The following is a 23,050-nucleotide window of genomic DNA, read 5'->3' as shown; positions in this document are numbered from 1 at the left end:
TTATTATACCAAATAAACATGAAGATAAAAGAGCTAAGTCGTAATATTTAAATATTACATAAAGGATATTTTTATAAATAGTATGTACTTTTAATTAAAAAGGTGTTATATTTATTATGATTGACAATGTAAAGTTAAATAGTCATTTTGAATATTAATTTAAGGAAAATTTTTAAATTTTTAAGGAGGATTGCTAATAATGAAAGTATTAGTATTAAACTGTGGTAGTTCTTCATTAAAATATCAATTAATAGATATGGAAAATGAAGCAGTATTATGTGTAGGATTAGTAGAAAGAATAGGTATAGAAGGTTCTATACTTAAGCAAGAAAAAGATGGTGTTGAAGGTAAATACATAGTTGAACAACCAATGAAAAACCATGAAGAAGCTATAAAATTAGTTTTAGATGCTGTGGTTGACCCAACTTACGGTGGTGTAAAAGACATTAAAGAAGTTGAAGCAGTAGGACACAGAGTTGTTCATGCAGGTGAAAAATTTGCAACTTCAGTTGTAATAACTGACGAAGTAGAAGCTGCATTAAAAGAATGTATAGACTTAGCTCCACTTCACAACCCAGCTAACATAATGGGAATAGATGCTTGTAAAGCTATACTTCCAGGAGTACCAATGGTAGGAGTATTTGATACTGCTTTCCATCAAACAATGCCTAAAAAATCTTACTTATATGGTTTACCACATGAGTTATACACTAAATACGGTGTAAGAAGATACGGATTCCACGGAACTTCTCACAAATATGTATCTCAAAGAGCTGCAGAAATGTTAGGAAAAGATATAAAAGATCTTAAAATAATAACTTGCCACTTAGGAAACGGAGCTTCTATAGCTGCTGTTGATGGTGGTAAATGTGTAGATACTTCTATGGGATTCACTCCATTAGAAGGTTTAATAATGGGAACTAGATGTGGAGATATAGATGCTGCTATATTACCATTCTTAATGAGAAAAGAAAACTTAAATGCAGACCAAATAGATGCAATGATGAATAAGCAATCAGGAGTATATGGAATGACTGGCATATCTTCTGACTTCAGAGATATAGAAGATGCAGCTCATAACGGAGACGAAAAAGCTCAAGTTGCTTTAGATGCTTATGCTCAAAGAGTTAAAAAATATATAGGATCTTATGCTGCTGAAATGAACGGTGTAGATGCTGTTGTATTTACTGCTGGTGTTGGTGAAAACGGAATAGACATGAGAGAGATGATAGCTTCAAACATGGAATTCTTAGGAATGAAATTAGATAAAGAAGCTAATAAAGTTAGAGGTAAAGAAAGAGTAATATCTACAGAAGATTCTGCAGTTAAAATATTATTAATACCAACTAACGAAGAATTAATGATAGCTAGAGATACTGTAGCTTTAGTTAAATAATTAAAAAATTTATTTATTAAAATATTTTTATTGTGAATAATATATTTAAAGTTTTAAGGTAGGCTTAGACCTACCTTAAAATGATTTTAATAACTTATTTTAAGTTTATTTACAAATAAAGTATCAAAACCTTATTTTTAACTATCAAGTAAAAATACTTGACAAACATTGACTAGATTTGTATAATGAATTTGGTAATATAACGAGGTGAAAGTATGATAATTAGTCTAGACAAGTTAAATAGAAAAGAAACTGATAAAATAGACTTGAATTTTTCGCAAAAAATTGATACTATTAATTATTGTGAGAACACATATAAAATAGCTTCACCGTTAAACCTTATAGGTAAAATATCTAGAACTAACAAAGGATATTATTTAGATGCTAATATAAGTTTCGAAATGGTAGATAATTGTGCTAGATGTTTAGATGAAGTTAAAGTACCAATAGAATATGCTATAGAAGGTTTCTTAGTGAAAGAAGATTTTGACGAAGATGAGTTTGAAGATTATGATGCTTTTATTATTGACGGTGATGAGGTAGATTTACTTGACATAATAGGACAGACATTGATTTTTAACTTACCAGTACAATCTCTTTGTGGGGAAGACTGTGAAGGGCTTTGTCAAAACTGTGGAGCTAACCTAAATAGGGAAACTTGTGCATGTAGCCAAATTGCCAATGACGAGGATGATATAGATCCACGTTTTGCTAAATTAAAAGATTTATTTAAAAATGACTAAGGAGGTGGCTTAAATGGCAGTACCTAAGCGTAAAACAGCTAAATCAAAAACTAAAATGAGAAGAGCGGCTAACTCAAAAATGACAGCAACAGGATTCGTAGAGTGTCCACAATGTCATGAACCAAAATTACCACATAGAGTTTGTCCAGATTGTGGACATTACAAAGGTAAAGAAATAGTATCTGAATAATGATATTTTTAAAAACATGTAGAGTAATCTACATGTTTTTTTGTTAAAATATAAAAATAAATAAGAGTTGAAAAGATGAAATCATTACTGTAAAATACTAATAATATTTTGTAGTTATATATAAATTTATACATAAATATGCAAGGAGGTAATTATGAGAATAGTAGTAGATGGAATGGGTGGAGATAATGCTCCTAAAGCTATAGTAAGTGGAGTTGTTGAAGCTATAAAAGAATACAATGTGGAAATATTAATCACAGGAGATAAAGATATACTTGAAAAAGAATTTTCAGCATATGAATTCGATAGAAGTAAACTAGAAATAGTACATACCACAGAAATCATACAAAATGAAGACAAACCAGTTCAAGCAATAAGAAGAAAAAAAGATTCATCTATGGTTGTAGGTTTAAACTTAGTAAAAGAAAAGAAAGCTGATGCCATTGTATCAGCAGGTAGTACAGGAGCTTTACTTACGGGGGCTACTTTAGTAGTTGGAAGAATAAAAGGAATAGATAGACCTTGTCTTTGTCCTTGTATGCCCAATATAAAAGGAAGTATGACTATAATAGCAGATAGTGGTGCTAATGCAGATTGTAAGCCTAGAAACTTAAGCGAGTTTGCTGTGATGGCAAATATATATCTTAAAAAAGTTTTAAACATGGAAAATCCAAGAATAGGTCTTGCTAATATAGGGTCAGAAGAAGGAAAAGGAAATGAGTTAGTAAAAGCTGCTTATGAAGAATTAAAGAACATGGATTTAAACTTTATAGGAAACGTAGAAGGTAGAGATGTTATAGAATCTAAGGCTGATGTAATAGTTTGTGATGGTTTCACAGGCAACATAATGCTAAAAACTTGTGAAGGTGTGGCAATGGGAATGATGAAGCTTATGAAGGAAACTTTAATGAGTAGCACAAAAGGCAAACTAGGAGCTTTATTAATAAAAGAAGACATGAGAAAATTAAAAGCATTCCTAGATTACTCTGAATACGGTGGAGCTCCATTCTTAGGAGTGAAAGGTGGAGTAATAAAAGCTCACGGAAGTTCAGATTCAAAAGCTATAAAAAATGCCATAAATCAAGCCATAAGCTTTGTGAATGGCAATGTAGTAGAAGATATAGAATCATATTTACTAGAAAAAAAAGAAGCTGAAAAAGCTAAAGAAAATAAAGAAGAAAACTAATAAAAAACCTTCCATTTAATTTGGAAGGTTTTTTATTATAAAATTGTTCTTAATCTTCTTTTATGAAAACAAATTTTTGACTCGTTGATAAACTATGAGAAAATTTATAATTATCAAAGGTGAAGTTTTTTAAATCTTCAGGATTATTTATTTTATTTTTAACTATATATTTTATCATTTGTCCTCTAGCCATTTTAGCTAATGTTGCTAAAGTTTTTAATTTTCCATTTTTATGAACTTTAAAATCTATATCGATAAATATGTCGTCTTCTCTTAAAAATCTCCTTACGACCTTTGCATATTCTTCAGAAGCTAAATTAACAATGACTTTATCTTCACCATATAATTTATTATATATTTTATCATTCCAAAATTTATAAAGATTTTTATCGTTAACCTTTATAGGATATTGCATCTCTAACCTATAAGGTAAAACTTCATCTAAAGGGTTTACTATACCATAAAATGCATCTAAGATTTTCACCTTATTATTAGCAAATTCAAAATCTTCTTTAGTAAAATCTTCGGCTTTTATATTTTTAAAAACTAAACCATCATAAGCTAAAAGACCACATACGCCTTCTTCTCTGAAGTTAAAATCCTGAAAATATGCATAGGATTGAAATGCTATTTTTTCATTAACTTTCATTAAGGATTGAATATCGTATGGGCTTAAGGATTTTAATACTTGTATTATTTCCTTTGTTTCCTCTGTGAAATATCTATTTGTTCCTAAAGTTTTAGGATTTATATTATTAATTTTAATATTTCTCATGTTTTTGGCAGGTGAAATAATTGATATCAAACTTTTTACCTCCTAATAATTTGAATTTAATTTGAGTTTTTATATTAATTTATTCACGATTATATCATAATAAGGAGAAGAAAATCATTTTAAATATAAAATAAATTAATTTATCATATAGCTGTTTTCCATATTATGAAAAAACTGCAGGTGAAATAATATGAGGAAAAGGACTGATGTAAACTATTACTTTTTTATATTGTAAATAATATAAGATATAAAAAGTGAAATAAGAGAAAATATCAATCCTATTGATAAAAAAAGCATTAAATATATAATCATTTTCAGGAGAATTAATAATAAGTTATTTAAATTTAAAAGAATGCTAAATAAACATATGGCAAAGCAGATTATAAATAAGGATAATATACCAACCCTACTATTTTCAAAATCCTTTTTGCTTAACGAAATATGCGATGATACAGAAAACATTAAGTAAATAAAGATATAAAAATTAATACTACTCAAATTATTAATACTTAAAAGAGAAAACAATAAGTTTTTACTAAGAGATAATAATAAAAAAACTATACTTTTCGTATTTATATCCTTTAAAATTAAATAATTGAAAATCACTTACTTTATGATGAAATATTAAACACATAATTAAATGTCCGATCTCATGGACTGAAGTACCAATCATACCAGTAAATAAAATCCCTTTATTTCCAAAAGCTGAGTATATATATGAGCTATTTCTTTTCTCTATGAAACTATAAATATATCCAAAACAAAGAAAAACTCCAGCAATTAATAAAGTTATAAAAATACTATATTTTAATGCTAAATAAATCATTTTACCTCCTTAATTTCATTTATTATTATTAAATACTATCATAGCCTCTAAGAATGTCAACAGATTCAAGAGCATAAAAGTTGTTCTAAAAGTAATATTTAATACATTTAATAAATATAAATATTATAAACAAGAGAGGAGGACAAGGGATGAAAATATCTGATGAGATTATTAATTCATTATCTCTTAATTTAAGGGACAAGATTAAAACAATTCAGGGAGAGAATATTGAAGAGATAAGACTTAGAATCAACAAACCTTTGATAATTAACGGAAATCAGAAAGATTATTTTTACAATGAAAAAGCTAAAAAACTAGACAGAAATATGGACAAGGCTTATATAGTAACCAAAGAGGATTTAGACCAAACTTTTCAAATTATATGTAAATACTCTATTCACTCATTTATGGATGACATAAAAAAGGGATTTATAACTTTAAGAGGAGGACATAGAGTAGGGATAGTTGGAAAAACCATAGTGGAAAATGGAAATGTTGAAAATATAAAACATATATCTTCTTTAAATATAAGAATATCCAAGGAAGTTAAAAACTGTTCTGATAAAGTAATGGACCATATTATTAAGAGTTCTACAAAGATAAATAATACCATAATAATTTCTCCACCTCAGTGTGGTAAGACAACTCTTTTAAGAGACATAGTAAGGAATTTAAGTAATGGAACTGAGAAATATAATTTTAGGGGCGTAAATGTTGCGTTAATAGATGAAAGGAATGAAATAGCAGGTTCTTATTTGGGAATACCTCAAATGGATGTGGGAATTAGGACAGACATTATAGAAACGTGCCCAAAAGATGTAGGAATAATGATGGTTTTAAGATCCATGTCACCAAATGTAATAGTAACGGATGAAATAGGTACGGGAAAAGATATAAAAGCTTTATATACGGCTTTAAATGGAGGTGTGGGGCTTATAACAACAGTTCATGGTGATTCCATTGAAGATATAAGAAACAGAAAAGAGTTAAATAATCTATTAGATGAAGAATTGTTTAAAAAGGTTATTTTACTTTCTGCAAAAAGGGGACCAGGTACAGTAGAAAAAATATATGATTTACAAGAAAAGAGATGGTACTTTGCAAATTAAAATATTTTTCATAGGAATTTTAATTGGATCTAGTTATTTAATAGGCGATATTATACATAAATCATTTATTAAAAGACATAAGGAATTAAATGAAGTTATTAGGATATTGGAAATAATCAGAATGGATTTAGCTTTTGGATTATACACACTAGAAGAAATTTTTTATAGAGCTTCTTTAAAAAAAGATTATTGTCTTTGTAATTTTTGTAAGGATATGCAAGAGGATTTAAGCAAAGAAGATGGAAGAACTTTAGAAGAAATGTTAAATAAAAACATTATAAAACTAAAGAAGGAGACGAACTTACAAAACAAGGAAATTGAAGAGTTAAAAAAAATGTTTTTAACTTTGGGACAAAGTGATATAGAGTCACAGCAAAGATTAATAGATTTAACTTGCGAAAATCTAAAAAAACTTACAAGTGATAGTAAAGAAGAAATTTTTAAAAAGGGATCACTTTATAAAAAATTAATAACGTTTATAGGCATTTGTATAGGAATAATTTTAATTTAGGAGGTTAATATGGAAATAGCATTGATATTAAAAGTTGCAGGAATTGGTATCTTAATATCAGTCTTAAATATGATCTTAGAAAAGGTTGATAGAAAGGACTGGGCAACACTTACAACTCTTGTGGGAGTAGTAATTGTTTTAGGACTAGTAATAACAGAAATTAGTGATTTATTTAATACAGTTAGAACAATGTTTCAACTTTACTAAAGAGGAGGAGGTACTTTGGAAGTAATGCAGTTAGTTGGGATTGCAATGGTTTCCACCATACTTTGCTTAGTTATAAGAAAAGATAGACCAGAAATGGCAAATTTTGTAGCCATAACAGCTGGAATAATAATATTATTATCCGTTGTTATGAAGCTTAGTTTTATAGTAGAAGGAATACAGTCCTTAGCCGATAAGGTGAATATTCCAGCTATGTACATAAATTTGATAATTAAGTTGATTGGTATTTGTTATATTATAGAATTTGCTGTTTCTCTTTGTAACGATTGTGGTGAAAAAAACATTGCGACGAAGTTGGAGTTTGGGGGAAAAATAATCATTATGACAATGTCATTCCCTATACTTTTATCCATTGTAGATACCATAATAAATTTAATTTAAATTAGGAGAATGATTTATTATGAAAAACAAAGTTTTAGGTCTTGTTTTAATTATTTTATTCTCTTGTATATCGGTATCATTTGCTCAGGACAAGAACAATGATGAAGAATATGAGGATACTAAAAATAGCATAGATCTATATATAGATAATCAGTTAAGTAAAATAAACATAGATGAAATTGAAAAATACGTAAAAGATGACAATGTAGTAAAAGATACGAATTTAACAACATACATAAAAGATTTAATAAGTGGAAAAGCAAACATATTAGATTTATTTGATAAAGATAAAATAAAAGTAACGATTTTTTCAGAATTAAAAACTAGTATTAAAATTGCAGCCAGTATTTTAGTTTTAGCACTACTATCATCCATAATAAAAAGTTTAGAAAACTCTTTTTCATCATCAAGTATAAGTACAGTGACAAATTACATAGTTTTTATAACCGTAGTAACATTAACTCTTATTAGTTTTAAAGATATATTAGCCTTATGTTATGCAACTATAGAAAATGTTATAGGACTAGTTAATGTAATTATACCAATAATGATTTCACTTTTAGTTTTAGTAGGATTTCCAATCACATCTACAGCTCTAAATCCAATTTTTATTGGAGGTATTGCAGTTATAAATATTGTATTTAAAAAATTTGTATTTGTAGCCATATCTTTAGCATTTGCCATATTAGTAATAAACAACGTAACTAATAATATTAAATTAAATAGGTTGTCAGCTTTTATTAAACAGATAAACATAGTAACTTTAGGGGCTGTATTCACTTTGTACCTTGGGCTAGTATCCATACAAGGTTTATACGTTACATCATTTGATAAATTTACAGTAAAGACAGCAAAGTTTGCTGTTGGAAACTTTATTCCAGTAGTTGGAGGTTTTGTATCAGACTCTGTTGATATATTGCTCTCATCTTCTCAACTTATAAAAAATGTATTTGGTGGAGTAGGACTAGTGATTTTAGTAGGAATATGTTTAATACCAGTAATAAAAATACTGTCAGTGATACTTGTATATAAAGTATGTGCCATAGCTATAGAGCCTATTGGAGAAGATAATATCTCTTCTTTTTTAAATGACGTAGCAAATTTAATGATAATTATTTTAGCTACAATTATTGCCGTTACAATAATGTTTTTCGTAACTATAGCTATATTAACGTCTATAAGTGCAGTAGCGACTTAAGATAAAAGGGAGGGATTTATTATAGCCGGTATAAAAGAATGGTTAATATCAATAATAGTAGGGGCATTTATTATAAATATGGTAGATATGATTTTGCCAAATACTAAAGTAAAGCCATATATTAACTTGGTCTGCAATTTTATCTTTGTATTTATGATAATAAGCCCTTTGGTAAGTTTTTTCTCAAATAATATGTCATTGGAAGATACCATCCTAAAAAAAATGAGCGATTACTCAATGATGTATGTAGATAGTTATAATGATTTAGCAGGAAAAACAAATAATGAAAATTTAAGCAAAGGATATGAAGATGGATTAAAAAGTGTATTACAGCTTAAACTTGATGAGTATGGATATGAATTAGAAGATTTAACAATAAACGGGTCAGAAATTGAAACTATAAAAATAAAAGAAAAAAACAGTAATAATGACAATAATGAGGACATACAATCTAATGACATGCAAGAAGAAGAAGTTTTTAGAAGTAAAAGTGAGCTGAACTTAAAAGAAAGCAAACTAAAAGAAGACTTGATAAAGGTACTAGATATATCCATAGAGGATATAGAAATTGATTAAGAGGAGTTGGAGTAGGTTGAAAAAAATTAACGAAATGTTCAATGATACGGAAAAGAAAAAATTGAAACCATTAATTTTTTTAGCGGTAATTTGTGTATTAGCTCTTATAGTCATATCAGTAATGCCAGATGGAAAAAAAGAGGAAGCAAATGTGAGTACAGACCCGGAAGTTAAAACATCTGCAAGTGAAAAAGAACAGAAAGACTTGGAAAGTAAATTGACACAAATACTAAGTAAAATTAATGGAGCTGGAGATGTAGATGTTATGATTACATTCCAGTCTAGTGAAGAAGTTGTTCCAGCATATAATTCTAATACAACAACAGAAACTACTAAAGAGCAAGATTCTTCTGGAGGGGAAAGAACAACTACAAGTTCAACAGAAAATAAAACAATGATTACATCAAATTCAAACGAACCGGTTATTTTGAAAACATCAGAAGCAGAAATTAAAGGTGTAATAGTAGTAGCAAGTGGAGCTAATGATCAAGCTGTGAAAGAGTTACTATATGATGCAGTTAAAACATCTCTACAAATATCAGGTCATCAAGTAGAGATATATGCCAAATAATAAGGGGTGGAGGATAAAAGATGAAATTTAATTTTAAAAGTAGGGGCTTTCTTGTAGGAGTATTATCAGCTATGTTAATAGCTGTTGGAGTAGTAAATTATCAGTTAAGTAAACAATCAGCGCTTACTGTATCTAAAGAATTTGAGGCTTATGAAGAGGCTCAACAAGATAAAAATACAGATAAATCAAAAACACAAAATAGTGATAAGGACGCAGAAGATAGTAAGGAAACAGCAGAAATAACTATTGTAGATAGTAAAGATAGTGAAAATGACGCTGTTAAAGAAAAGGCAGTAGAAACAAGTAAGGAAATTGAGGAGCAACTAACTTCAAAGGAAAACATGAGCAAGTCTACATATATTCTTGATATGAAAATGACAAGAGAGAAACAAAGAAATGATTTATCAGAAGAGTTAAATGAAATAATAAATAATCCTTCTACTACAGATAAATCAAGAGAAGAAGCATCTAATATGAAACTTAAACTTGTTAAGTATCAAGAAACTGAATTAAAAATAGAAAATTTATTGAGTGCTAAAGGGTTTGAAAATGCTTTAGTATACATAGGGGAAGATAATGTAAATGTTGTAGTTAACAAGCAAGATTTATCTAAGAGTGAAGCAGCAAGAATATTCGATTTAGTTGCAGAACAATCTGGAGTAGCTTACGATCAAATTAAATTAATGAATAGTTATAGTCAAAACTAATTATTTGATTTAAAATTAGTACTTTTAGGTTATAATAATAGATAATCATTAAAACCTCAGAAAATACTGAGGTATTTTCTTGCAAAACTTACTATAATTTGCTATGATAATATATAATTATAAAAACCTTAATACAGGGGGTAACAATCTCATGGAAAATAACAATAATTTAGGGCAAGTTAAAATTTCGAATGATGTTATAGTTACAATAGCTGGATTAGCTGCTTTAGAAGTAGAAGGTGTGGAGACAATAACTTCATTAACAGATAAATTACTTAAAAACAACGGTGTAAAAATCCAAATAGAAGACGGTAAAGTTACTTTAGATGTGGTTATAACAGTTGAATATGGTATGTCAATACCAGATGTATCATCTAAGGTACAAGAAAATGTTAAAAATACAGTTGAAACAATGACTGGTTTAGAAGTTTCTCAAGTAAATATACAAGTTCAAGAAATTAGCTTCAAAAAAGAAAGAGAAGAAAAAGAATTAGCAAAACAAGCTAAGAAAGAAGAAGCTAAATTAGCAAAACAAGCTAAGAAGGAAGAAGCTAGACAAACTACTAAATAAATTAAATAAAGCCCTCTGAAAATCAGAGGGTTTTTTATTGCTTAAGTGGTAAATAATAAGACTGAAGGAGGTTCATTAAGAATGAAAAACGACAATGCAAGCAAAATAAGTTATATTGAAAAAGCAAGAAAAATAACGAGTAGAGAATATTTAATGAAATTAATTTATCAAATAGATATATTAGAAGGTGATTTACAAGATATAAATAGTTATTTTGAAGAATTCTTAAAAAATCACGAAGAATACATAATAAATAGATACGAAGAGCTATTATTACAATATTCAAATGAAAGTTGTGTTGATTTAGAGAACGTAAATATAAACAATGCAATAGATATAGACTACATGAAAAGAGTTTGTAATGAACTAAGTGTACACAGCTATGATATAGAAGAGTTAATAACAAAACATGCCCTAAATTGGTCTCTAAGTAGAATAGCAAAAGTAGACTTAGCAATATTAAAACTTTCAATCTGTGAGATTGTATACATGAACAAAGAAGTACCTGTTAAGGTTTCAATAAACGAAGCTATCGATTTAGCAAAGTTATACTGTGACGATAAATCTCCTAAATTTATAAACGGAATATTAGGAAGTGTTGTTAATGACACAAGGGAACAATAATATCATATTAGGATTTGATACTAGCTGCTATACAACTTCTATAGCAGCTATAACTTTAAATAAAGAAATAATATTAAATGAAAAAATAATATTAAAAGTTAAAAAAGATAATAAAGGTCTAAGGCAAAGTGAAGCAGTTTTTCAACATGTAAATAATATGGGAGAAATGTCACAAGTAATAAATAATAAATTAAAAAATTATAACATTGTAGGTATATGTGCATCAACTAAGCCAAGACCAGTTGATAATTCTTATATGCCTGTTTTTTCTGTGGGTTATAATTTTGCAAAATTATTAAGTAGTGCTAATAGCTGTCCTTTTTATGAAACAACTCATCAAGAAAATCATATAGAATCAAGTCTGTTTAATAATGATTTAGAAAATAAAGAGAGGTTCTTAGCAGTTCATATGTCTGGTGGAACCACAGAAATACTTTTAGTAGAAAAGAAAAATGCTAGCTACAATATAGAAATTGTAGGTGGAAGTTTAGATGTTAGTTTTGGCCAGCTAGTAGATCGCTTAGGAGTAAAATTGAATTATAATTTTCCTTGTGGAAAATATATAGATGAGAATGCTTTAAGATGCAAAGAAAAAATCCAAAATGGTCTTAAGACAAGTGTAAGAGAAGGCTATATGAATTTATCAGGTATAGAAAATCAAATGAACAAAATAATTAATGATTATGATAAAGAGTATCTTAGCAAAATTCTTTTGGATACTTTGGTAAGAAGCATGTATAAATCCTTAACTTACATATGTGAGAAATATGATTTAAGAGAAGTACTTTTTGGAGGAGGAGTATCTGCTAGTAAATATATTAAAAAAGAACTAAGTGAAAAACTAAAAAGAGAAGGGATAAAAGCTTACTTTACAGATAGAGAATATGCAACGGATAATGGTGTAGGTTGTGCTATAATAGGATTAAATCAAATGAAGAATTATTAGGAGTGGATGTATGAAACTTAGAGCTTTAGATATAAGCGAAGCAAATTCATATATAAAAAGAATATTAACCAATGACCCTATTCTTTATAATCTTAGAGTAAAGGGAGAGGTTTCAAACTTTAAGGTTCATAGTAGTGGCAATGTTTATTTATCATTAAAAGATGAAAAGTCAAAATTAAATTGTATTATTTTTAGAAGTAACTATGACAAAAGTTTAAACTTGGATAATGGTGTTAAAATAATTGCCTCAGGATATATTTCTGTATATGAACGAGATGGAGCTTATCAACTTTACATAAATGAAGTGGAAATTGAAGGTATAGGTAATTTATATATTGAGTTTAATAAACTAAAGGAAAAACTAAAAAAAGAAGGATTATTTGATACAAAATATAAAAAGGAAATTCCTAAGATGCCAAAAGCTATAGGTATTGTAACATCACCTACGGGAGCTGTTATAAAAGATATTATAAATGTTACTAAAAGAAGGTTCCCTAAGGTAGATATAAAACTATATCCTGTAAATGTTCAAGGTGAAAGATCAGCTGTGGATATCTGCGAAGGAATTGAATTTTTTAATAAAATGGAGAATGTAGATACCATAATTGTAGGTAGAGGAGGCGGTTCCTTAGAAGAGCTATGGTCTTTTAATGAAGAAATAGTAGCTAGAGAAGTATTTAAATCTAAAATACCTATAATATCTGCAGTGGGTCATGAAACAGACTTTACAATTTGTGACTTTGTATCTGATATGAGAGCTCCGACTCCTTCTGCAGCGGCAGAAATAGCCACACCAGATTTGTCACAAATTTATTATAGACTTGATAATATAAGAAATAGAATGAACAGATCTTTAAACAATCAAGTGATATTAGATAATGAAAAATTGGTAAATACCTTTGATAAAATAAATAATTATATGAAAAACTATATAATAAGAGACAAAGTTATACAGATAGACCAAATTTATGATAAAATAAATTTTAGATTAGAACAAAATTTAGAAACTTCTAAAGAAAAGCTTTCAAAAAAAGCGGCTATACTACATAACCTAAGTCCTCTTGCTACAATAAGTAGAGGATATTCTATTGTTGAAAAGAATAATCAAGTTATTAATTCTATAGAAGAGGTAGATATAAATGAGGATATAAATATAACTTTAAAAGACGGTAGTTTAGAATGTAATATAAATAAAATTAATAGTAAAGAGGTATGATCATGGAACTTACTTATGAAGAAGCTTATGAGAAATTAGAAGATATTTTGATGAAGTTAGAGTCAAAAAATACTAGTTTAGATGATTCATTAAGTTTATACGAAGAAGGAATAAAATTATTTAAACATTGCAATAAATTATTAGAAGATGCAGAACTTAAAATAAGTAAATTTAATAAAATGGGCGTTGAAGAAGATTTTAATGTGGGGGAAGAGTAGATGGAATTTAAAACTGTTTTAAAAGAAAAAATTGATTATATAGAAACACTTTTAAATGAGTATATGCCAAAAGAAGAAGGATATCAACAAACTATTATGAAAGCTATGAACTACAGTTTAAAAGCTGGAGGTAAGAGGCTTAGACCTATATTAACTTTAGAAAGTTGTAAAATAGTTGGAGGCAAAGAAGAAGATGCAATTCCTTTTGCTATGGCTATAGAGATGATACATACTTATTCTTTAATTCATGATGATTTACCAGCACTAGATAATGATGACTTAAGAAGGGGTAAGCCTACAAATCATAAAGTATTTGGTGATGGTATGGCAACTTTAGCTGGAGATGCTCTATTAAACTATGCTTTTGAGGTAATGTTATCTTCATCCATAAATAAAAAAGGCTCAAATAAATATTTGAAGGCTATAAATGAAATTGCAAAACATGCAGGTATTTATGGAATGATTGGTGGTCAAGTTGTAGATGTGGAAAGTGAAAACAAAATTATAGACAAAGATAAATTAGATTTTATTCACTTAAATAAAACTGCAGCTATGATTGTAGGGTGTATGAGAGCTGGTGCCATAATTGGCGGAGCAACAGAAGAAGAATTGGAAAAAGTAACTAAGTATGGGAAAAACATCGGATTATCTTTCCAAATAGTAGATGATATATTAGATATAACAGGAGATGAAGAAAAATTAGGCAAACCTATAGGAAGTGATATTGAAAATCACAAATCAACATATCCTTCATTACTAGGGCTTGAAAAATCAAGGGAGATAGCGAGACAGTTAATAGAAGAAGGAAAATCTAGCATAGATGGATTATCATCAGAAATAGATTTTTTAAATCAATTAGGAGACTATATAATTAGTAGGGATTGTTAAGGAGGCCGCATGGATTTTTTTACACAAGTATTTAACAACCAGATATTATGGACAAGTATATTTGCTTGTTTTTTAGCACAATTTATAAAAATATTTACAGGAAAAGAAAGAGCAGTGGATTTTTCAAGAATATTTATGTCGGGTGGAATGCCGAGTTCACATAGTTCATTTGTTACAAGTTTATCAACGCTAGTTGGTATACACATAGGATTAGACTCAGTTGAATTTGCAGTATGTGTAGTTTTTGCATTAATAGTAATGTATGATGCTTCCGGTGTAAGAAGAGCAGTAGGAAAGCAAGCCGCTATTTTAAATAAAATAGTTGAAGATTTACAAAATAAAAAACATATTGAACATGAAACTTTAAAAGAATTAGTAGGTCATACACCAAAAGAAGTTATATTTGGCGCAATCCTGGGTATAGTGGTTGGAGTACTTATGGCTTAAAATTGAAAAAAAATGTATTATATGATATAATTTTTTTGCTTTATAGGAAATTATAATAAATACATGGAAACTATAAAAATCAAAGTCTTCTATGGAAGGCTTTTTTAATATGAGTAATTTTTAAATATAAAATAAAACTAAATTAAACCATTATAAAGGTGAGGAAAATTATGTGTAATTATTTAAATGAAGTAAATTCTCCAGAAGATATAAAAAAATTAAATACTGCTGAAATGGAAGAATTGGCGGAAGAGATAAGACAGTTTTTAATAAATTCTATTTCAAGAACTGGAGGTCATTTAGCTTCAAATTTAGGAGTAGTTGAGTTGACTTTGGCATTGCACAAAGTTTTCGATAGTCCAAAAGATAAACTAATATGGGATGTGGGACATCAATCTTATGTACATAAAATTATTACAGGACGTAAAGATGAATTCGCAACACTTAGACAACTTAATGGATTAAGTGGATTTCCAAAAGAGAATGAAAGTGAACATGATATATTTGATACGGGACATAGTTCTACATCTATATCGGTAGGTCTTGGAATTGCTTGTGCAAGGGATATAAAACGAGAAGATTTTAATGTAGTATCTGTTATAGGAGATGGATCTATAACAGGAGGTATGGCTTTAGAAGCTATTAATCACCTAGGATATTTAAATAAAAAAATGATAATAATTTTAAATGACAATGAAATGTCTATAGATAAAAATGTGGGTGGAATGTCTAGGTATTTATCAAGTATTATTAGAAATGCTAAAGCAAATCAAGTTAAAGATCAAATAGAAAAAATATTATCTATGACAAAAGCAGGTAACTTTATTTATAAGACAGCAGATAAGGTGAAGGATGGAATTATAAGTAAATTTACTCCACAAGACTGTGACTTATTTGAATCTTTTGGGATTAAATATTATGGACCAATAGATGGTCACAATATTAAAGAACTAATAGATATTTTAAATAAGGCTAAAAATAAAAAAGGTCCTGTTTTATTACATGTTATAACTGAAAAAGGTAAAGGGTATGAGTTTGCAGAGAATGCACCAGATAAATACCATGGTGTATCTAAGTTTAATATAGAACAAGGAATTAAAGCATCTACAAAGGAAAGTATATCTTCTCATGTAGGTAAAAAATTAGTTGAGATGGCAGATAAAGACGATAAAATTGTGGCAATAACTGCGGCAATGCCATCGGGAACAGGTCTAAATACTTTTGGTATATCTTATCCATATAGATATTATGATGTGGGAATAGCAGAACAACATGCAACAACATTTGCGGCAGGTCTTGCTAAGGAAGGTATGAAGCCATATTTTGCAGTATACTCATCTTTCTTACAAAGAGGATATGATCAAGTTATACACGATGTATCTATAACTAAAAAGAATGTTACATTTCTAATTGATAGAGCAGGCCTTGTTGGAAATGACGGAGAAACACATCATGGTGTATTTGATTTAAGTTATTTAAATATTGTGCCAAACTTGACAGTAATGGCACCAAAAGACATAAAAGAATTAGATCTAATGATGGAATTATCTGCAGATATAGATGGTCCTGTGGCTATAAGATATCCTAGAGGTAATTCATATTATATAGATAAAGGCTCTTATGAAAAAATAAAAGTAGGAAGCTATGAAGTATTAGAGGAAGGAAATAATATTTTAGTATTAGCCATTGGTAATATGGTGAAAAAGGCATTAAATGCAAGAGAAATACTTCTTAAAGATGAGATCAATCCTACGATAGTAAATGCAAGATTTTTAAAACCAATGGATGAAGATTTACTACATGAATTATTGAAAAAACACTCTAAAGTTGTGACGATTGAAGATAATGTCATAAATGGCGGATTTGGAAGTAGAATAAATAAATTTGTAATAGATAATAATTATAATGTAAAAGTGGAAAATATAGGTATACCTGATAGATATGTTGAACATGGTAATGTGGATGAACTATTTGAGACAATAGGCCTATCAGATGAACAAATAGCAAATAGAATAAAAAATTTATAATTAAAAGGATAGTATAATGAAAAAAAGAATAGATATTTTACTTGTAGACAAAGGACATTTTGAAAGTAGAGAAAGAGCTAAAAAAGCCATAATGGCAGGCCTTGTATTTGTAGATAATCAAAGATGTGACAAACCAGGGACAGAAGTTAAAGAAGATGCTAATATTTTAGTAAAAGGTAATCCAATTCCTTATGTAAGTAGAGGTGGATTAAAGCTTGAAAAAGCAATGAAATACTTTGGAGTAACTCTTAAAGATAAAGTTTGTATGGATATAGGAGCATCAACAGGAGGATTTACTGATTGTATGCTTCAAAATGGTGCAATAAAAGTATTTTCAATTGATGTAGGTTATGGTCAATTAGCATGGAAATTAAGACAAGATGAGAGAGTTGTATGTATGGAAAGAACTAACATAAGACACGTAACAATTGAAGATACAAAAGAATTTGCAGATTTTGCATCTATAGATGTATCATTTATATCTCTGAAACTTGTTTTACCTAAAGCAAAAGAATTGCTAACTAGAGAAGGTGAAGTAGTAGCATTAATTAAGCCACAATTTGAAGCAGGAAAAGGAAAAGTTGGTAAAAAAGGTGTAGTAAGAGATAAAAACGTCCATATTGAAGTTATAGAAATGATATCAACATTTGCAGTAGATAATGGATTTGCAATTTTAAATCTTGATTATTCGCCAATAAAAGGGCCAGAAGGTAATATAGAATACTTAATTCATTTAAGAAATAATAATGATGACTTTACTTTTGATAAAGAATCTTTTGATAAAAAAATAGTTGAAGTTGTAGAAGAATCTCATAACTTAAATAAATAAAAAGTAATGATAAAGGGGGCATAAAATGATCCTTGAATTATATATGAAAAATTGTGCTTTAGTTGAAGAAAGTAGAATTAACTTAGGCGAAAATCTAAATATACTAACGGGGGAAACTGGTTCTGGAAAATCTATTATAATAGAGGCTCTTGGTCTATGTTTAGGAAATAAATATGATAAGTCTTTTTTAAGAAAAGGTACTGAAAAAGGTATTGCAGAAATTATAGTATCATCTCCAAGTAGTAATTTACAAAATATATTGAATGAATATGACATAGATTTAGAAGACGACGAATTAATTATAACTAGGATTATTTATGCAGATGGAAAAAGTGTAGCCCGAATAAATGGAAGAACTGTTAAAATGTCCATATTAAAAGAAATAGCATTAACATTTATTGATTTACATGGACAGCATCAAAATCAAGCCCTGTTTAATAAAGATACTCATTTAAAATTTTTAGATTTATTTGGAGGAAAAATAATAGAATCACCAAGGGATGAATATAAAAATATTTATGCAGAGTATAACAAAGTAAAAAAGGCACTAAATACATTAAATGAAAATAAAGATGAAAAAGAAATTCAAAGAGAAATAGATTTACTAAAATTTCAGATTAATGAGATTGAGGCGGCTGCATTAAGCAAAGAAGAGTATGAAGATTTATTAAAGCAACGAGAAATCTATAGAAATAGTGAAAAAATATATAATAATCTTAACTTAAGTTATGAAAAGCTTCATGATGGAAGTATTAATGCTGTAGATTTAATAGGTATGGCATCCAATGAATTAAGTGAAATAAGTAAATACGATGAGACACTAAGTGAGTATAGTGGAACTATAGAAAGAATAATGTATGAGCTTCAAGATACTTGCAGAGATCTTAGAAATTATAAAGAAAATATTGACTTTGAGCCTTATGAACTTGAACAAATTGAAGTAAGAGTAGATGAAATAAATAATTTAAGAAGAAAATATGGTGAGACTATAGAAGATATTTTAAATTATAAGGATAAAATTTCATTTAGATTAGAAGAAATAATAAATAGAGATGAAATGGCAGAAAGTCTAAAAAGTAAGTTAGTAGAACTAGAAGAAGAGTTAAGTAAAAAGGCTTTATCTCTTACAAAAGTAAGACAAGAAGCTGCCATAAATTTACAAAAAGCCATATTGAGTGAATTGAAATCCCTAGATATGAAGGGAGTTAGTTTTAAAGTCAATTTCACTGAAGCTAATTATTCACAAAATGGAAATAGCGAAGTAGAATTTATGATATCATTTAACTTAGGTGAAGACTTAAAGCCAATTTATAAAGTTGCATCAGGAGGAGAAATGTCTAGATTCATGCTGGCATTTAAAACAATACTTGCAGATATAGATGAAATAGATACTATAGTATTTGACGAAATAGATGCAGGTATAAGTGGTATTGCAGCTCAAGTTGTAGGAGATAAATTACATAATATTGCAAAGAAAAAACAAATACTATGTATAACACATTTACCTCAAATAGCAGCCAATGCAGATACACATTTCTGCATATCAAAAAATAGTGATGGAAATAGAACTTATACTACTATTAAAAAGTTAAAAGACGAAGAAAGTATAAATGAAATAGCTAGACTTATTGCTGGTAGCAATATAACTGATACAACTATTGAACATGCTAGAGAAATTGTTAATTTAACAAAAGAGAATCATTAAACTAATAATAAAATAATTAAATATTGTTAATAAAAAGAATAGAATCATTTTCTATTCTTTTTTGTATATTTTAACTATTTAATGGAATTATAATATAGAAATTATTATTAGAAGGATATGGGATTAAGTATGAAAAAAAATAATAGATTTATCATAAGTATTTTTTTTGCTTTGCTGATTTTTTGTAATATACTAATAAAACAAAAAGATAAAGATATTTTGGAAACCTTTCAAGGTGAAAATATATCAAGTAAGAAATATGTGTATCCCCTTGGAAATATTGTGGGAATTAAGGCTGATACAGACGGAACCTTGGTTATAGGATTTGAAGAAGATGACATAGAGTATATTGGAGGTCTAAAAATAGGAGATAATATCATATCTATAGAAGGAGAAAAAATTAATAATAGTAAAGATATTACAAATATTTTAAATAAACTTTGTTCAGATGAGGTAGAAATTGTATTTGAAAGAAAGGATGAAGTTAAAAAATGCAAAATTAAAACTAAAGAGGAAAATGATAGATATAAGCTAGGTCTTTGGGTAAGAGACAAAATATCTGGTATAGGTACATTAACATGTTATAATCCTATTACAAATGAATTTTATGCCATAGGTCATGGTATTTGTGATATGGATACAGATAAATTACTAAGTATTAAAGAGGGAAATATTTACAATGCTTCAAATATAGACATTTATAAAAATAATGAAAAAAATGTTGGACAAATTAAGGCTATAATAGACTATAATAATTCTGTTGGAAAGTTTTCTATTAATTCGAATAATGGTATAAAGGGCAATTTTTATAATTATAATTACAATTTTAACCTTCCACTTATAGAAATTGGGAAAAAGAATGATGTAAAAACTGGAAGTGCATATATACTTTTTCAATCAAAAGAAGGAAATGTTGAATCATATGAAATAAAAATAGAAAAAATACTAAAAGAAGAAAATAATATGTTAATAAAAGTAGTTGATGATAAATTAATTGACTATACAGGTGGAATTGTAAAAGGTATGAGTGGTGCGCCTATTATACAAAATAACAAACTTATTGGCAGTTTAACTTATGTATTTAAACATAATCCTAAAAAAGGATATGGTATTTTCATTGATGAAATGTTAAAATTGTAAAATGATAATAAAATAATTTAACTTGTTAGAAGGAATATAATTTTACAGTGTCGAATAAACCTAAAAGAGTAAGCATATTAAAAAAATTAAAATAAGATAAACTTATATTGGGGGGAATTTTAGTGAACGAAAAGATTAAGATAGTATTAGCTGATGATAATAAAGATTTTTGCCAGCTATTAAAAGAATATTTATCTAATGAAGAAGATATAGAAATATTAGGAATAGCTAAAGATGGTATTGAGGCTCTTGAGTTAGTACAAAAAACTCAACCAGATTTATTAGTACTAGATGTAATAATGCCACACTTAGATGGCTTAGGAGTAATAGAAAAATTAAACTCTATGAATCTTCCAAAACAACCAAAAATAATAGTTTTATCTGCAGTTGGGCAAGATAAAATAACTCAAACAGCTATAAATTTGGGAGCAGATTATTATATTGTTAAACCTTTTGATTTTGTAATATTCATCAATAGAATTAGAGAATTGGTAACTAATAAAGTAGTTGGTGGAGAGCCAAAAATAAGACAAAATCAAGAAGTACAAATGACAAGAAGTGATTATGTTAAAAATACAGGAAATATAGAAACTGAAATAACAAATATAATCCATGAAATAGGTGTTCCAGCTCACATAAAAGGATATTTATATTTAAGAGAAGCTATTAAGATGGTTATTGATAATGTAGAACTTTTAGGAGCAGTTACTAAAGAGTTATATCCAAGCATTGCAAAAAAATATAACACTACTCCAAGTAGGGTTGAAAGAGCAATAAGACATGCAATAGAAGTTGCATGGAGTAGGGGAAAGGTTGATACAATAAATCAATTATTTGGTTATACAGTACACAATACTAAAGGAAAACCAACAAACTCTGAATTTATAGCAATGATTGCAGATAAATTAAGATTAGAACACAGCATGGTTAAATAATTTTAAATTGATTACAGTAAGCCTTCTAATTATTTAGGGGGCTTAATTTTTTGACTATCAACATATGAAGGAGATGCAAATATGAAAGTGGATTTACCTCCAAAAGTAAAATATATAATAGATAAAATATATGAAAATAATTATGAAGCATATATAGTAGGAGGATGTGTTAGAGACTCCATATTAGGTTTTGAGCCTAATGACTATGACATAACAACAAGTGCTACTCCAAAGGTCATTAAAGAGATATTTAGAGACTTTAAATGTATAGACATAGGAATAGAGCATGGAACGGTAAGTGTAGTGATAGATGATGATATTTATGAAATAACTACATATAGAATTGAAGGTGAATATAAAGATCATAGAAGACCAGAAAATGTTGATTTTACGAGTAAATTAGAGGAAGATTTAAAAAGACGCGATTTTACTATAAATGCTATGGCTTATAATGAAAAAGAAGGATTAATAGATTTATTTGGAGGTAATATTGACATTGAAAATAAAATTATTAAAACAGTGGGGAATCCTTATAATAGATTTAATGAAGATGGACTTAGAATGATTAGAGCTATTAGGTTTTCTAGTAAATTAAATTTTAAAATAGAGGATAATACTCTTTTAGCTATTTACGATAATGCACAAATAATAAAAAATATTAGCTTAGAGAGAATAACTGATGAATTTAATAAAATCATACTTAGTAATAAACCAGAAAATGTTATTTATCTTTTTAAAACAAAATTATTAAATTATTTGAATATAAGTAGTGAAGAAGATGAAAACAAAATTGCAGAGTTATATAAAAAAATTAGTATATTAAATAAATTTGATAAAGTATTAGTGAAAAGATTGGTAGCATTAGATTATTTAATTAAAGAGTTAAATATAAATTGTAAGAGCTTTTGTAAAGAATTAGTATACTCAAAGAAAATAATTAAGAATCATAACATTATTTTAATTTTAATGAAAGAGATAAATATCAAAGAATTAAATAAGGTTAAAGTAAAAAAAATATTAAAAAGAATAGACAAGAGTTTATTTGAAGAATACTTGGATATAAGTAGAGTTATTTATGAAGATGAAAAAAATTTTGCTAAAATTATATAT

At 27.9% G+C, this 23,050-nt stretch carries 27 protein-coding genes; 25 read left to right on the top strand and 2 right to left on the bottom strand.

What is annotated here, in order from left to right:
* Positions 1-199 precede the first annotated feature (199 nt).
* The 4 genes from QX51_RS09420 (at position 200) to plsX (ending at position 3,515) form a co-directional block, all read left to right on the top strand.
* Positions 200-1,396: an acetate/propionate family kinase gene (locus QX51_RS09420; RefSeq protein WP_039679656.1), complete on the top strand. Its 1,197-nt coding sequence runs from the start codon at positions 200-202 to the stop codon at positions 1,394-1,396.
* A gap of 215 nt (positions 1,397-1,611) precedes the next feature.
* Positions 1,612-2,139, top strand: a complete 528-nt coding sequence (locus tag QX51_RS09415; protein ID WP_039679655.1) for a YceD family protein — start codon at positions 1,612-1,614, stop codon at positions 2,137-2,139.
* Positions 2,140-2,152: 13 nt separating this feature from the next.
* Positions 2,153-2,329, top strand: coding sequence for a 50S ribosomal protein L32 (rpmF, locus tag QX51_RS09410; protein WP_018589781.1), 177 nt, complete (start codon positions 2,153-2,155; stop codon positions 2,327-2,329).
* A 154-nt stretch (positions 2,330-2,483) separates the two neighbouring features.
* Positions 2,484-3,515 (top strand): phosphate acyltransferase PlsX, encoded by a 1,032-nt coding sequence (plsX, locus tag QX51_RS09405; protein ID WP_039679654.1) that lies wholly within the window; start codon positions 2,484-2,486, stop codon positions 3,513-3,515.
* 49 nt (positions 3,516-3,564) lie between these two features.
* On the opposite strand, the gene yaaA is transcribed toward plsX, so the two are convergent.
* Entirely contained in the window at positions 3,565-4,320 is a 756-nt protein-coding gene (yaaA, locus tag QX51_RS09400) for a peroxide stress protein YaaA (protein WP_052232974.1), read from the bottom strand.
* A 505-nt stretch (positions 4,321-4,825) separates the two neighbouring features.
* The gene (locus QX51_RS09395) at positions 4,826-5,116 is read right to left on the bottom strand and encodes a hypothetical protein (RefSeq protein ID WP_039679653.1); all 291 of its coding nucleotides are present in this window, start codon (positions 5,114-5,116) and stop codon (positions 4,826-4,828) included.
* A 149-nt stretch (positions 5,117-5,265) separates the two neighbouring features.
* Between QX51_RS09395 and spoIIIAA the strand changes: the two genes are divergently transcribed.
* The 21 genes from spoIIIAA to QX51_RS09290 form a co-directional block, all read left to right on the top strand.
* Positions 5,266-6,225 carry a stage III sporulation protein AA gene (spoIIIAA, locus tag QX51_RS09390; protein ID WP_039679652.1) on the top strand — a complete coding sequence of 320 codons (960 nt, stop codon included), beginning with the start codon at positions 5,266-5,268 and terminating at the stop codon, positions 6,223-6,225.
* Positions 6,188-6,736, top strand: coding sequence for a stage III sporulation protein AB (locus tag QX51_RS09385; RefSeq protein WP_079764693.1), 549 nt, complete (start codon positions 6,188-6,190; stop codon positions 6,734-6,736). The genes spoIIIAA and QX51_RS09385 overlap by 38 nt, the downstream gene beginning before the upstream one ends.
* 9 nt (positions 6,737-6,745) lie before the next feature.
* Positions 6,746-6,943, top strand: a complete 198-nt coding sequence (gene spoIIIAC, locus QX51_RS09380) for a stage III sporulation protein AC (RefSeq protein WP_018589775.1) — start codon at positions 6,746-6,748, stop codon at positions 6,941-6,943.
* Positions 6,944-6,967: 24 nt separating this feature from the next.
* A complete protein-coding gene (gene spoIIIAD / locus QX51_RS09375; protein WP_242842720.1) occupies positions 6,968-7,342 on the top strand; it encodes a stage III sporulation protein AD in 375 nt (124 codons plus the stop codon).
* Positions 7,343-7,361: 19 nt separating this feature from the next.
* On the top strand, positions 7,362-8,540 hold the full coding sequence (spoIIIAE, locus tag QX51_RS09370; RefSeq protein ID WP_039679650.1) for a stage III sporulation protein AE: 1,179 nt from the start codon (positions 7,362-7,364) through the stop codon (positions 8,538-8,540).
* Positions 8,541-8,558: 18 nt separating this feature from the next.
* Complete coding sequence (locus tag QX51_RS09365) at positions 8,559-9,116, top strand: stage III sporulation protein AF (protein ID WP_039679649.1); 558 nt, start codon at positions 8,559-8,561, stop codon at positions 9,114-9,116.
* 16 nt (positions 9,117-9,132) lie between these two features.
* The gene (locus QX51_RS09360) at positions 9,133-9,687 is read left to right on the top strand and encodes a SpoIIIAG-related protein (RefSeq protein WP_079764694.1); all 555 of its coding nucleotides are present in this window, start codon (positions 9,133-9,135) and stop codon (positions 9,685-9,687) included.
* Between the two features lie 20 nt (positions 9,688-9,707).
* Positions 9,708-10,394 carry a SpoIIIAH-like family protein gene (locus QX51_RS09355; RefSeq protein ID WP_039679648.1) on the top strand — a complete coding sequence of 229 codons (687 nt, stop codon included), beginning with the start codon at positions 9,708-9,710 and terminating at the stop codon, positions 10,392-10,394.
* Positions 10,395-10,545: 151 nt separating this feature from the next.
* Positions 10,546-10,965 carry an Asp23/Gls24 family envelope stress response protein gene (locus tag QX51_RS09350; RefSeq protein WP_039679647.1) on the top strand — a complete coding sequence of 140 codons (420 nt, stop codon included), beginning with the start codon at positions 10,546-10,548 and terminating at the stop codon, positions 10,963-10,965.
* An 81-nt stretch (positions 10,966-11,046) separates the two neighbouring features.
* Positions 11,047-11,589: a transcription antitermination factor NusB gene (gene nusB, locus QX51_RS09345; protein WP_052232973.1), complete on the top strand. Its 543-nt coding sequence runs from the start codon at positions 11,047-11,049 to the stop codon at positions 11,587-11,589.
* Positions 11,570-12,535 carry a Kae1-like domain-containing protein gene (locus tag QX51_RS09340; RefSeq protein ID WP_039679646.1) on the top strand — a complete coding sequence of 322 codons (966 nt, stop codon included), beginning with the start codon at positions 11,570-11,572 and terminating at the stop codon, positions 12,533-12,535. Before nusB ends, QX51_RS09340 begins: the two co-directional genes overlap by 20 nt.
* Before the next feature lie 10 nt (positions 12,536-12,545).
* Positions 12,546-13,751 (top strand): exodeoxyribonuclease VII large subunit, encoded by a 1,206-nt coding sequence (gene xseA, locus QX51_RS09335; RefSeq protein WP_039679645.1) that lies wholly within the window; start codon positions 12,546-12,548, stop codon positions 13,749-13,751.
* Between the two features lie 2 nt (positions 13,752-13,753).
* Positions 13,754-13,969: an exodeoxyribonuclease VII small subunit gene (gene xseB, locus QX51_RS09330; RefSeq protein WP_039679644.1), complete on the top strand. Its 216-nt coding sequence runs from the start codon at positions 13,754-13,756 to the stop codon at positions 13,967-13,969.
* Positions 13,970-14,857: a polyprenyl synthetase family protein gene (locus QX51_RS09325; RefSeq protein WP_039679643.1), complete on the top strand. Its 888-nt coding sequence runs from the start codon at positions 13,970-13,972 to the stop codon at positions 14,855-14,857.
* A gap of 9 nt (positions 14,858-14,866) precedes the next feature.
* Positions 14,867-15,304, top strand: coding sequence for a divergent PAP2 family protein (locus QX51_RS09320; protein ID WP_039679642.1), 438 nt, complete (start codon positions 14,867-14,869; stop codon positions 15,302-15,304).
* 170 nt (positions 15,305-15,474) lie between these two features.
* Positions 15,475-17,331 carry a 1-deoxy-D-xylulose-5-phosphate synthase gene (gene dxs, locus QX51_RS09315; protein ID WP_039679641.1) on the top strand — a complete coding sequence of 619 codons (1,857 nt, stop codon included), beginning with the start codon at positions 15,475-15,477 and terminating at the stop codon, positions 17,329-17,331.
* A 16-nt stretch (positions 17,332-17,347) separates the two neighbouring features.
* A complete protein-coding gene (locus tag QX51_RS09310; protein WP_039679640.1) occupies positions 17,348-18,160 on the top strand; it encodes a TlyA family RNA methyltransferase in 813 nt (270 codons plus the stop codon).
* A 25-nt stretch (positions 18,161-18,185) separates the two neighbouring features.
* A complete protein-coding gene (gene recN, locus QX51_RS09305) occupies positions 18,186-19,865 on the top strand; it encodes a DNA repair protein RecN (RefSeq protein WP_039679639.1) in 1,680 nt (559 codons plus the stop codon).
* A 129-nt stretch (positions 19,866-19,994) separates the two neighbouring features.
* Positions 19,995-21,005, top strand: a complete 1,011-nt coding sequence (locus QX51_RS09300) for a SpoIVB peptidase S55 domain-containing protein (RefSeq protein ID WP_039679657.1) — start codon at positions 19,995-19,997, stop codon at positions 21,003-21,005.
* Between the two features lie 107 nt (positions 21,006-21,112).
* Positions 21,113-21,940, top strand: coding sequence for a sporulation transcription factor Spo0A (gene spo0A, locus QX51_RS09295; RefSeq protein ID WP_039679638.1), 828 nt, complete (start codon positions 21,113-21,115; stop codon positions 21,938-21,940).
* 81 nt (positions 21,941-22,021) lie between these two features.
* On the top strand, positions 22,022-23,050 hold a 1,029-nt coding region (locus QX51_RS09290; protein ID WP_039679637.1), incomplete at its 3' end, for a CCA tRNA nucleotidyltransferase.

The organism is Terrisporobacter othiniensis (assembly GCF_000808015.1).
Classification (GTDB): Bacteria; Bacillota; Clostridia; order Peptostreptococcales; family Peptostreptococcaceae; genus Terrisporobacter; species Terrisporobacter muris.
Note: the sequence above shows the minus strand (reverse complement) of the source record. Positions and strands in the feature narration are given on the sequence as shown.

Excerpts from the sequence above, each read along its gene's own strand:
- QX51_RS09320 (WP_039679642.1), top strand. The coding sequence starts at position 14,867 with ATGGATTTTTTTACACAAGTATTTAACAACCAGATATTATGGACAAGT.
- QX51_RS09310 (WP_039679640.1), top strand. The coding sequence starts at position 17,348 with ATGAAAAAAAGAATAGATATTTTACTTGTAGACAAAGGACATTTTGAA.
- nusB (WP_052232973.1), top strand. The coding sequence starts at position 11,047 with ATGAAAAACGACAATGCAAGCAAAATAAGTTATATTGAAAAAGCAAGA.
- QX51_RS09350 (WP_039679647.1), top strand. The coding sequence starts at position 10,546 with ATGGAAAATAACAATAATTTAGGGCAAGTTAAAATTTCGAATGATGTT.
- QX51_RS09300 (WP_039679657.1), top strand. The coding sequence starts at position 19,995 with ATGAAAAAAAATAATAGATTTATCATAAGTATTTTTTTTGCTTTGCTG.
- spoIIIAE (WP_039679650.1), top strand. The coding sequence starts at position 7,362 with ATGAAAAACAAAGTTTTAGGTCTTGTTTTAATTATTTTATTCTCTTGT.
- QX51_RS09340 (WP_039679646.1), top strand. The coding sequence starts at position 11,570 with ATGACACAAGGGAACAATAATATCATATTAGGATTTGATACTAGCTGC.
- QX51_RS09415 (WP_039679655.1), top strand. The coding sequence starts at position 1,612 with ATGATAATTAGTCTAGACAAGTTAAATAGAAAAGAAACTGATAAAATA.
- QX51_RS09355 (WP_039679648.1), top strand. The coding sequence starts at position 9,708 with ATGAAATTTAATTTTAAAAGTAGGGGCTTTCTTGTAGGAGTATTATCA.
- xseB (WP_039679644.1), top strand. The coding sequence starts at position 13,754 with ATGGAACTTACTTATGAAGAAGCTTATGAGAAATTAGAAGATATTTTG.
- QX51_RS09395 (WP_039679653.1), bottom strand. The coding sequence starts at position 5,116 with ATGATTTATTTAGCATTAAAATATAGTATTTTTATAACTTTATTAATT.
- QX51_RS09325 (WP_039679643.1), top strand. The coding sequence starts at position 13,970 with ATGGAATTTAAAACTGTTTTAAAAGAAAAAATTGATTATATAGAAACA.
- plsX (WP_039679654.1), top strand. The coding sequence starts at position 2,484 with ATGAGAATAGTAGTAGATGGAATGGGTGGAGATAATGCTCCTAAAGCT.
- recN (WP_039679639.1), top strand. The coding sequence starts at position 18,186 with ATGATCCTTGAATTATATATGAAAAATTGTGCTTTAGTTGAAGAAAGT.
- dxs (WP_039679641.1), top strand. The coding sequence starts at position 15,475 with ATGTGTAATTATTTAAATGAAGTAAATTCTCCAGAAGATATAAAAAAA.
- QX51_RS09420 (WP_039679656.1), top strand. The coding sequence starts at position 200 with ATGAAAGTATTAGTATTAAACTGTGGTAGTTCTTCATTAAAATATCAA.
- xseA (WP_039679645.1), top strand. The coding sequence starts at position 12,546 with ATGAAACTTAGAGCTTTAGATATAAGCGAAGCAAATTCATATATAAAA.
- spoIIIAD (WP_242842720.1), top strand. The coding sequence starts at position 6,968 with ATGCAGTTAGTTGGGATTGCAATGGTTTCCACCATACTTTGCTTAGTT.
- spoIIIAA (WP_039679652.1), top strand. The coding sequence starts at position 5,266 with ATGAAAATATCTGATGAGATTATTAATTCATTATCTCTTAATTTAAGG.
- QX51_RS09385 (WP_079764693.1), top strand. The coding sequence starts at position 6,188 with ATGATTTACAAGAAAAGAGATGGTACTTTGCAAATTAAAATATTTTTC.
- rpmF (WP_018589781.1), top strand. The coding sequence starts at position 2,153 with ATGGCAGTACCTAAGCGTAAAACAGCTAAATCAAAAACTAAAATGAGA.
- spoIIIAC (WP_018589775.1), top strand. The coding sequence starts at position 6,746 with ATGGAAATAGCATTGATATTAAAAGTTGCAGGAATTGGTATCTTAATA.